1 pseudogene is annotated in these 209 nt (G+C 48.3%); it reads right to left on the bottom strand.

Annotated elements, in window-relative coordinates:
• Window positions 1–209 (bottom strand): annotated as a pseudogene (locus AACT35_RS12550) (IS4 family transposase); the annotation flags it as partial.

The following is a 209-nucleotide window of genomic DNA, read 5'->3' as shown; positions in this document are numbered from 1 at the left end:
GATGATAATCAGAAAATCATCATCCGTTTGCTTCGATTTTTGTTTCGAGTCAAGACGAGTAGCGATGACATAGACCAGACGACCCCAGACCCACCGTTTTCCCGACAGGATTCTTGTCTCACCCATGGCCAATGACCGAAATAAGTGAGCTCCCGCAATCGCTGGTTGTCCTTTACCTTTGCTAATCTTGTCGGTCTGACGGATGCGCA

The sequence above is a fragment of the Synechococcus sp. BDU 130192 genome, from assembly GCF_963876085.1.
In the GTDB taxonomy this organism is placed as follows: domain Bacteria; phylum Cyanobacteriota; class Cyanobacteriia; order Cyanobacteriales; family MRBY01; genus MRBY01.
The sequence above is the reverse complement of the archived record's forward strand: the minus strand, read 5'-3'. Positions and strand labels throughout refer to the sequence as shown.